This window comes from Prevotella micans F0438 (assembly GCF_000243035.1).
GTDB classification, from domain to species: Bacteria; Bacteroidota; Bacteroidia; order Bacteroidales; family Bacteroidaceae; genus Prevotella; species Prevotella micans.
Window position 1 is genome coordinate 420,122 of record NZ_JH594523.1, and the last position, 9,568, is coordinate 429,689.

7 protein-coding genes and 1 tRNA gene are annotated in these 9,568 nt (G+C 48.0%); 7 read left to right on the top strand and 1 reads right to left on the bottom strand.

Annotated features, from left to right (window positions below; translation table 11 throughout):
* The first annotated feature begins 375 nt into the window (after nucleotides 1-375).
* The 6 genes from pyrE to HMPREF9140_RS09530 all read left to right on the top strand — a co-directional run bounded on the left by pyrE (nucleotide 376) and on the right by HMPREF9140_RS09530 (nucleotide 4,716).
* Nucleotides 376-1,020: an orotate phosphoribosyltransferase gene (gene pyrE / locus HMPREF9140_RS09505; protein WP_018572222.1), complete on the top strand. Its 645-nt coding sequence runs from the start codon at nucleotides 376-378 to the stop codon at nucleotides 1,018-1,020.
* Nucleotides 1,017-1,433, top strand: a complete 417-nt coding sequence (locus HMPREF9140_RS09510; RefSeq protein ID WP_006953619.1) for an SRPBCC family protein — start codon at nucleotides 1,017-1,019, stop codon at nucleotides 1,431-1,433. Before pyrE ends, HMPREF9140_RS09510 begins: the two co-directional genes overlap by 4 nt.
* Nucleotides 1,430-1,999 (top strand): membrane lipoprotein lipid attachment site-containing protein, encoded by a 570-nt coding sequence (locus tag HMPREF9140_RS09515; protein WP_006953621.1) that lies wholly within the window; start codon nucleotides 1,430-1,432, stop codon nucleotides 1,997-1,999. The genes HMPREF9140_RS09510 and HMPREF9140_RS09515 overlap by 4 nt, the downstream gene beginning before the upstream one ends.
* Nucleotides 2,000-2,052: 53 nt before the next feature.
* A tRNA-Leu gene (locus HMPREF9140_RS09520) sits at nucleotides 2,053-2,139 on the top strand.
* Between the two features lie 23 nt (nucleotides 2,140-2,162).
* On the top strand, nucleotides 2,163-3,152 hold the full coding sequence (locus HMPREF9140_RS09525) for a TlpA disulfide reductase family protein (RefSeq protein WP_006953626.1): 990 nt from the start codon (nucleotides 2,163-2,165) through the stop codon (nucleotides 3,150-3,152).
* Nucleotides 3,153-3,162: 10 nt separating this feature from the next.
* Entirely contained in the window at nucleotides 3,163-4,716 is a 1,554-nt protein-coding gene (locus HMPREF9140_RS09530) for a YifB family Mg chelatase-like AAA ATPase (protein WP_006953628.1), read from the top strand.
* Nucleotides 4,717-5,900: 1,184 nt separating this feature from the next.
* Here the strand turns inward: HMPREF9140_RS09530 and HMPREF9140_RS09540 are convergent.
* Complete coding sequence (locus HMPREF9140_RS09540) at nucleotides 5,901-7,784, bottom strand: heavy metal translocating P-type ATPase (RefSeq protein ID WP_006953630.1); 1,884 nt, start codon at nucleotides 7,782-7,784, stop codon at nucleotides 5,901-5,903.
* A gap of 126 nt (nucleotides 7,785-7,910) precedes the next feature.
* Between HMPREF9140_RS09540 and HMPREF9140_RS09545 the strand changes: the two genes are divergently transcribed.
* Nucleotides 7,911-9,089, top strand: coding sequence for a CobW family GTP-binding protein (locus HMPREF9140_RS09545; RefSeq protein ID WP_006953632.1), 1,179 nt, complete (start codon nucleotides 7,911-7,913; stop codon nucleotides 9,087-9,089).
* The last annotated feature ends 479 nt before the right edge of the window (nucleotides 9,090-9,568 follow it).

The following is a 9,568-nucleotide window of genomic DNA, read 5'->3' on the forward strand; positions in this document are numbered from 1 at the left end:
GTGTGTGTGTGTGTGTGTGTGTGTGTGTGTGTGTGTGTGTGTGTGTGTGTGTTAGCACTTTTTTCCGAACCCACCAAATTATTGGACGAAAAAATCACAGAGAAATCGAAATTTCTCTGCGTCGCGGGGGCGATGGAATATGTTGCTATGTAACTCACGGCGGCAAAGATATAGGAATCAATTTAATTAGGCAAAACTTAATCTATCTTCTTGATTTGGAACAAGAGGTTGTAATGTTATATTAACCCAAATTGGCCATAGGCAATGAGCTCTGACTAGTTATGGAGTTTTGTACTACCTTTGCGCGGCTGATATAATAGGAAGTTTTATATCGCTCAGGAAACATTTATAATAAAGGATTCAAACAAACACAAAATGGAAAATATGAAAAGAATATTCGCCAGGAAATTGCTCAACATCAAAGCCATAAAATTGCAGGTGAACGAACCTTTTACATGGGCCAGCGGATGGAAATCGCCTTTCTATTGCGACAATCGTAAGGCGCTATCACATTATGACATCAGAACCTTCGTGAAACTCGAACTCTCGCACGCTGTTCTGTCGGAATTTCCGCAAGCCACAGCTGTTGCCGGCGTCGCCACCGGAGCAATTGCGCAGGGGGCTCTCGTGGCTGATGAATTGGCTATGCCTTACGCCTATGTGAGACCGAAACCGAAAGACCACGGAATGAAAAACCTCATCGAAGGCGAATTGCCCAAAGGTGCACGAGTGGTTGTGGTGGAAGATTTGATTTCAACCGGCGGCTCGTCGCTAAAAGCCGTAGCCGCTCTTCGCGAGGCTGGATATGAAGTGGTGGGAATGGTGGCATCCTACACATACGGATTCGCTGTGGCCGAAAAGGCTTTCAAGGAAGCCGGCGTGCGATTGGTTACGCTCACCGATTATGAACAGGTGGTGGCCGAAGCCGTGAAAACAGGATATATTTCGGCCGATGATGTTCGTCAGCTCGACACTTGGCGAAGCGACCCGGCAAACTGGATGGGAGGAATGGCCGAATGAGCAAGTTCGAAAGTAAGGTTAAACCGATAGCCTATCCGCAAAGTAGCGTTTACAAAATGTTGAGCGATCTGAAAAACCTAGAACGCGTGAAAGAACATATGCCCGAGGATAAACTCAACGATTTGTCGTTCGACAGCGAAACAATAACCATAAATGCAAATATGATAGGGCGTATTTCGATGCGTGTCGTGGAGCGTGAGGAACCTAAAATGATTAAGTTCGAAAGCACAGAGTCGCCCGTCTCGTTCACGCTGTGGATACAGGTTGTTCCGGTAGGCAATGATGCCTCAAAAATGCGTCTCACCATCGATGCCGATATTCCGTTTGTTGCACGCGCAATGGTGTCGGGACCGCTGCAAGACGGCCTCGAGAAAATTGCCGACCTCCTGGCAGCTATCTCCTACGAAGAATGAAAAAAATAACGGTTTTTCTGCTCGCCCTTACATTGCTCGCCGGATGCGGAGAGAATAGTGGCTATGAGTTCAGCGATTATCATTGCAATCTAGTGCTCGACAATAGCAAACACCTCGACGCCACGCTTGCCACGGCCATGGACGTTTTCGCACCCGGTGTGTTCTGCACAATAGGCTATATATATAAAGGTGGAAACTATTACACTTTCCGCAACAACCATGGGCTTGTGTCGGAAAAACCATTCAATGGAATCGACCTGCGCCTGCAAAATAACCTACGCGTAGGACAGAATAACGGGCTTATCGTAGGATTTGGTAATCTGGACAACCCTCCTCAGTTCTTTGCCTACGACCAGCAATGCCCCAATTGTTTTTCGCTCAATACCATTCCAATGCGCTCCTATCCGTTAGTAGTCGACAACCTTGGTATAGCGCGCTGTAGCAACTGTCGTAGGGAATACAATCTCAACACCGGAGGTAACATAATAACCGGCCAGCGTGGTCGCCCGCTCATACGCTATCGCGCATCAACCAGCGGAGTACATGGTATTCTGAAAGTTTATTAATTAAACAAAGCTTTTGAGGGTTGGCTTTTAAGAATTATCTTTGCAAGCACATTGCCGCAATGGTGGAATTGGTAGACACGAGGGACTTAAAATCCCTTAGCCATACAACGGCTGTGCGGGTTCGAGTCCCGCTCGCGGCACAATTAACCTAACCGAAACTCTGATGAAACGAATCCTTCCTTTAATCTTTTTCTCCCTCTTGTTTTTTTCTTGCAGAAATAGCAATGGATTCTTCAAAATGGAAGGCCGATTGCTGCACATGAACCAAGGAGAGCTCTATTTATACAGCCCCGACGGCGTAATCGAAGGATTAGATACCATTAAAGTTGAGGCCGGTCGGTTCGCATTCCAGATTCCATGTGAAAAAGAAGGTACACTCGTGGTTGTTTTCCCGAACTTCTCGACACAACCTATTTTCACCGAACCTGGCGAAGAGGTGAATGTGAAGGCCGATGCGTCTCACCTCAGAGAAATAGAAGTGAAGGGCACTGAAGCCAACGAACTAATGTCTGATTTCAGAAAACAGGTGGCATCGGTTTCACCACCCGAAGAGCGCAAGTTTGCCGAACAGTTCGTGAAAGACCATCCTGAATCAATTGTTAGCCGCTACATCGTAAACAGATATTTCATACTCAACTCAACGCCAGATTATAAACTTGCTCTCAACTTGATTAAGGAAATGCAAACGGCGCAACCCGACAATTGGGAGCTAGAAAGAATGAAACGCCAGCTTCGTACAATGAAAAATGCAACCGTCGGCTTGAATCTACCACAATTCACCGTCAAAACACTCGGCGGGAAAACTATTACTGGCAACGAACTACGGCGCAATCACATGGTTATAATAAATGTGTGGGCATCGTGGGATTATAATAGTCTCGAAATGCAGCGCACCCTCAACGAAGCTGCACGGAAAGGTTATGCTACTGTACTGGGAATAAGCATTGATGCCAGTCCGAAGGATGTTAGACGGCTTCTGAAAGCCGACGATATAATCTTTGAAAACGTGTGCGACGGTCAGATGCTCGACGGTAAACTGCTTCAAACGCTCGGCCTAACAACCATGCCTGATAACATCGTCGTGAAGAATGGTAAAATTACCGAGCGTCGTGTTACAGCCAATACTATTCGCCAACGCATAAACAACCTCTAAAGAAACACCTATGCTTGTAAAAACATATTGTGCTGCAGTGAACGGAATGGAAGTAACAACCGTGACCGTTGAAGTGAGTCTTACCCGCGGAGTGATGTTCCATCTCACCGGCTTGGCCGATGTTGCTGTGAAAGAAAGTCACGACCGAATAACATCCGCTCTCCAGAACAACGGATTTAAGTTTCCAATCGCCGACATCACAGCTAATCTAGCACCCGCAGATCTCAAAAAAGAAGGTTCCGCATTCGACCTCCCACTTGCCATCGCTATCCTCGCCGCAAACGAAGATATACCCGCAACCAAGCTCGATAAATACATGCTTGTGGGTGAACTCAGTCTTGATGGCTCTCTCCAGCCCGTTAAGGGTGCTTTGCCAATAGCCATCAAGGCTCGCGCCGAACATTTTAAAGGTCTGATAGTTCCGAAAGCCAATGAGCATGAAGCAGCCGTGGTTGATACGCTCGAGGTCTACGGGATGGAGAATATTTCACAGGTCATTAACTTCCTCAATGGAAGCTACGACGCCGAACCTTGCATAATCGATACTCGTAAGGAATTCTATGAAAACCAATATGATTTCGACCTCGACTTTGCCGATGTGCGCGGACAGGAAAACGTGAAGCGTGCCCTCGAGATAGCTGCTGCCGGAGGTCATAACATCATCATGATTGGGCCGCCGGGAAGTGGAAAAAGCATGATGGCTAAACGCCTCCCGTCCATCCTCCCGCCACTCTCGCTTTCCGAGAGTCTCGAAACGACACAGATTCATTCAATAGCCGGAAAACTCAAACGCAACAGCGGTCTTATCAACCAACGTCCCTTTCGCAGTCCGCACCATACTATTTCCGAAGTGGCCCTCGTTGGCGGCGGGGCCAATCCTATGCCGGGCGAAATAACCCTCGCGCATAACGGGGTGCTTTTCTGTGACGAACTTCCTGAGTTCAACAAACACACCCTTGAAGTGCTGCGTCAGCCGCTCGAAGACCGACAAATAACCATCTCGCGGGCGAAATATACAGTTTCCTATCCCTGTAGTTTTATGTTCGTGGCCAGCATGAACCCCTGCCCGTGTGGATACTATGGCGACCCTACGCACAATTGCGTTTGTTCGCCTGGACAGATTCACCGTTATCTCTCAAAGATTTCCGGGCCACTGCTCGATCGTATCGATATTCAGTGTGAAATTTCCCCGCTCCCGTTTGCCGACATATCGCAGGCTTCGCCCGGAGAATCCAGTCGCAATATCCGCGAACGTGTAATCACCGCCCGCGCTCTGCAAACCAAGCGTTTCGAGGAATACAAAAACGTGCACTGCAATGCCCAAATGAGTGAACGAATGATTCATCATTTTGCCGAGCCAGATTCCGATTCCATTGCACTCCTCCGTAATGCCATGGAGCGTCTCAAGCTGTCGGCACGTGCCTATAATCGCATTCTCAAAGTGGCCCGTACGATAGCCGACCTTGTTGGCAGTCCCACAGTTCTCTCTGAACATATAGCCGAGGCCATCAGTTATCGCAATCTCGACCGCGGTGATTGGGCCGAGCGCGGCATCCCCTGCTAGACAAATTACCCGAATAATCGATTAAGCTAAACACTTTCTGCCCTTTGCTTTGCATTGTGACCTATGCGGGCGGAACGCCCGCCGTGGGGATAGACCCCGAGGGAATGATTCGCTGTCCAAAATACATGCCTCGGCCGACAGGTCGCAAAGTGGACGGATGCCAATTCGGGCCAGAAGGGCCCGCATGTAGGGACAGACCCCGAGGGGTGATTTGCTGTCCGATACCCGCGCCGATACCCGCTCCAATTCGGTCTACCGACCGCAAAACATATTTCTGTATATGAATTCGGTTCTGCGAACCGTAGGGATGCGGACAGACACGGGGTCTGTCCCTACATGCGGGCGTTCCGCCCGAGTTGGCGCGGGCAAAGCCCGAAGTGGAATGGAACAATAAATCGCTCGCCCGAATAAGAAAACATATTGAAACAACCTTGCGGGAGTTCCGCAAGCGAGAAACCAAATGGTTTTGGCCTTGCGGAAGTTCCGCAAATGAGAAACCAAATGGTTTGGGCCCCGCGGAAGTTCCGCAAACAGGAAACCAAATAGTTTTAGCCTCGCGGAAGTTCCGCAGCTGAAAAACCAAATGGTTTGGGCTTCGCGGGAGTTCCGCAAACAAGAAACCAAACGGTTTGGGTCTTGCAACATCGTTGCAAACAAGAAACTAAACAGTTCGGGCCTTGCAACATCGTTGCAAACGAGAAACTAAACGGTTTGAGCCTTGCAACACTGTTGCAAACGAGAAACTAAACAGTTTGGGCCTTGCAATATCGTTGCAAACAGGAAACCAAACGGTTTGGGCCTTGCAACATCGTTGCAAACGAGAAACCAAACAGTTTGAGCCTTGCAACACTGTTGCAAACGAGAAACTAAACGGTTTGAGCCTTGCAACATCGTTGCAAACGAGAAACCAAACGGTTTGGGTCTTGCAACATCGTTGCAAACGAGAAACCAAACAGTTCGGGCCCTGCAACATCGTTGCAGACAAGAAACCAAACGGTTCTGCCCTTGCAACAATGTTGCAACGCTATCGAATAAAATATTTAGAGAATAATTATTTAATTCATTTTTAATCCATCAGAAAATGAATACGGAAAACAAAAAAGCCTGCATGCTCCGAGATGGATGCGTGCAGGTCTTATTTTTTTCTGGAATTGTAACCCCATTTAGAGGGGGGAGACGCGAAGCTAAACGCGCATGGCTCGCATGGCGTTTAGAACGGCTAGAAGCATAACGCCAACGTCGGCAAAGACGGCCAATCCCATTGAGGCCAGTCCGAACGTGGCAAGAACAAGTACGCCAGCTTTTATGCCGATGGCGAATACGGTGTTCTGCCGGGCGATGCTGATTGTGCGGCGAGAGATGCGAATGGCTTGCGATATTTTCGAAGGTTTGTCGTCCATTAAAACCACGTCGGCAGCTTCGATAGCGGCGTCGCTTCCCAATCCGCCCATGGCAATTCCCACGTCGGCGCGGGCTAGAACGGGTGCGTCGTTTATACCGTCGCCAACGAAGGCTAATCTTTCGGTGGGCAAATTGTTGCGCAATAATTTTTCAACATGTTCAACCTTATCGGTTGGTAGCAGTTCGGCATGAAATTCGTCTATCGCAAGAGCGTCGGCAATCTGTTTGGCAGATGCTTGTCGGTCGCCCGTTAGCATAACGGTTTTTTTCACTCCGAGTTGTTTCAGTTGAGCGATGGCGTCGGCAGAATCAGCTTTGAGCTCGTCGGCAATGAGGATGTGCCCGGCATATTGACCGTCGACAGCCACGTGTATGATTGTGCCTTGATGAGCGCAGCATTTCTCGCAAGTGTGTGGCTCGGCTCCTATGGCTAGCATCATCTTTTCGTTGCCGACGCACACGGTTTTTCCATTCACGGTAGCTCGTATGCCTTGTCCGGCAATCTCGCTTGTTTGCTCAATCTTGCAGTCGTCCTTTTCAGCAGGATAAGCCTCTCGCAGAGCGGCGGCAACAGGATGGGTGGAATGTCGCTCAACGTGGGCCGCAAGATGCAACAGTTCGGTTTCGGAGAGTTGTTCGGGATGCACGGCGTTTACTTTGAATACACCGTGGGTAAGGGTTCCGGTTTTATCGAATACCACTGTTCGAGTTTTGGCCAGGGCATCCATATAATTTCCACCTTTGATGAGGATTCCGCGATGCGAGGCTCCGCCGATTCCGCTGAAGAATGTGAGCGGAATGGAAATAACCAGGGCGCACGGACAGCTTACGACGAGGAAGGTGAGGGCGCGATAAAGCCAGGTTGCAAAGGCATTGCCATAAGAGGGATAGAAGAGTGGCGGAACAAAGGCCAATACTAACGCTGCTACAACAACAATGGGCGTGTAGACGCGAGCGAATCGACGAATGAACGATTCACTGCGCGACTTGTTTTCGCCTGCATTTTCGACCAAGTCAATGATTTTTGCGGCAGTAGATTCGCCGAAAGTCTTGATGGCTATCACCCTGAGCAATCCGGAGATATTGACGCATCCCGAGATAACCTCATCGCCTGTGGAAACATCGCGAGGAGTGCTCTCTCCGGTTAGTGCAAGTGTATTCAAACTCGATGACCCGTCGAGGATTATTCCGTCGAGCGGAATGCGTTCTCCGGGTCTGATTATGATTGTTTCACCAACTGAAACCTGGTCGGGCTGCACGGTTAGAATTTCGCCTTTACGTTCTACATTGGCGTTGTCGGGTCGGATATCCATCAACTTTGTTATCGACTCACGGCTTCTGTCCTCAGCATAATCCTCGAACATCTCGCCCAGCTGAAAGAACAACATCACAAACACCGCTTCGAGGAATTCAGATTCGGCGCCAGGCAAGAATCCAATAAGCATAGCACCTATAGTGGCCAAACTCATTAGGAAATCCTCATCGAAAGGGTCGCCCTCCATAATACCTTCGGCAGCCTCAATCAGCACGTCGTAGCCAATCAACAAATAAGGCACAGAATACACTAGGAGCAATTGCCACATGGGCAGTTCTAAATTACGCTCAATCAGCCATGCTCCGAGTAGCAGCAGGGCGGTAAGAATAATTCTCAATAATTTTTTATTCATAGTTCAGTTGTATTGATTGTTTATTGCCGCAAAGTTATTTGGTTCGCCGTGCAACCGGGTTGCAAAAGGAGTGAGGTGATATAATTTCGTAATTTTGCATCACAACAAACAATATTCAATAGATATATGGTTAAAAAGGAAACACCCGTTTTGCTGCTTACGGGTTATTTGGGAAGCGGCAAAACAACACTGCTCAACAGAATTCTTTCAAATAAAAAAGGCATACGCTTCGCCGTCATTGTTAATGATATAGGCGAGGTGAATATCGACGCTAATCTAATAGAAAAAGGTGGCGTGGTAGACCAGAAAGACGAGTCGCTAGTTGCACTTCAGAACGGTTGCATTTGTTGTACGCTCAAGATGGACTTGGTTAAGCAATTGAGCGATATCATCGGTCAGAACCGTTTTGACTATATCGTTATTGAGGCAAGCGGAATTTGTGAACCCGCACCTATAGCTCAAACCATTAATGTTTATCCGAAAATGTATCCTGATTTGGTCAAGAACGGCTACGCAAAACTCGACTCCATCGTAACTGTGGTTGACGCCCGCCGAATGTGTGATGAGTTCTCGGCCGGCAACGACCTCTTGAAGAAAGACCTCGAGGAGGATGACATAGAGAATCTTCTCATCCAACAGATTGAGTTCTGCAACATTGTTCTGCTCAACAAAGCAGCCGATGTGTCGTCCGAAGAATTGGCTATGGTTAGAGACATAGTTCGCGCGCTGCAACCGCAAGCCGAAATAATCGAATGCAACTATGGCGATGTTGATTTGGAAAAGATTCTCAATACCGGACAGTTCGATTTCGAAAAGGTTGCAACGTCGGCCGCTTGGATAGCTGCTATCGAAGGTGAAGAGCATGAGCATCATCATCACGAGCATCATCATCACGACCACGACCATCTTGAAAATGAAGAGAGCGGTGAGGCGTTGGAATATAACATTCAAACCTTTGTCTATTATCGTAGACAGGCGTTCGATATAAACTTCTTTGACGATTTTGTAGCTCGCAAATGGCCTGCAAATATCATCCGCTGCAAAGGTCTATGCTATTTCCAGAGCGAGCGCGATATTTGCTACGTGTTCGAGCAGGCAGGCAAGCAGGTGAATCTTCGGAATGCCGGTCAATGGTATGCCACCATGCCACAATTCGAACTAAAGGAATTTCTGAAACAGAATCCAACCGTGAAGAAAGATTGGGAAGAACCTTACGGCGACCGGATGCAAAAGCTGGTGTTTATTGGTAAGGGACTCGACCGCGAAGCAATAACCCAGGCGCTCGACCAGTGTCTCGTGAGATGAAACTTCGAGTTTTCCCTCGCACAAAAAGCGTTAGAATGCTAAATCTGAAAAGCCGAAATACTTTGATAATTAAGTCATAATTCTAGCGATAAGCTCTGCTCCAAACCGGTCATTAGAAGTATTCTCTCCTAATGACCGATTAGGAGTAATAATCAAAAGGCTTAACCTCTTTTTTGCCCAAACAAATTGATTAATATACCTTTGCCGCCGTGAGTTACATAGCAACATATTCCATCGCCCCAGCGACGCAGAGAAATTTCAATTTCTCTGTGATTTTTTCGTCCGATAATTTGGTGGGTTCGGAAAAAAGTGCTAACACACACACACACACACACACACACACACACACACAGGCATCTAGCCTCACCTAACTTATTTTTACGCGCGCGAGGAAGTTACGCAAACCTAAGGAAACACAAGGGGTATAGCCATCTCTGGTGTTATTGTTTTTCGTACCCTCTCGGCAACCGATATAAGAG

Bases quoted from the DNA above. Each gene is read 5' to 3' on its own strand.
- pyrE (WP_018572222.1), top strand. From the start codon at position 376: ATGGAAAATATGAAAAGAATATTCGCCAGGAAATTGCTCAACATCAAA.
- HMPREF9140_RS09540 (WP_006953630.1), bottom strand. From the start codon at position 7,784: ATGAATAAAAAATTATTGAGAATTATTCTTACCGCCCTGCTGCTACTC.
- HMPREF9140_RS09530 (WP_006953628.1), top strand. From the start codon at position 3,163: ATGCTTGTAAAAACATATTGTGCTGCAGTGAACGGAATGGAAGTAACA.
- HMPREF9140_RS09515 (WP_006953621.1), top strand. From the start codon at position 1,430: ATGAAAAAAATAACGGTTTTTCTGCTCGCCCTTACATTGCTCGCCGGA.
- HMPREF9140_RS09545 (WP_006953632.1), top strand. From the start codon at position 7,911: ATGGTTAAAAAGGAAACACCCGTTTTGCTGCTTACGGGTTATTTGGGA.
- HMPREF9140_RS09510 (WP_006953619.1), top strand. From the start codon at position 1,017: ATGAGCAAGTTCGAAAGTAAGGTTAAACCGATAGCCTATCCGCAAAGT.
- HMPREF9140_RS09525 (WP_006953626.1), top strand. From the start codon at position 2,163: ATGAAACGAATCCTTCCTTTAATCTTTTTCTCCCTCTTGTTTTTTTCT.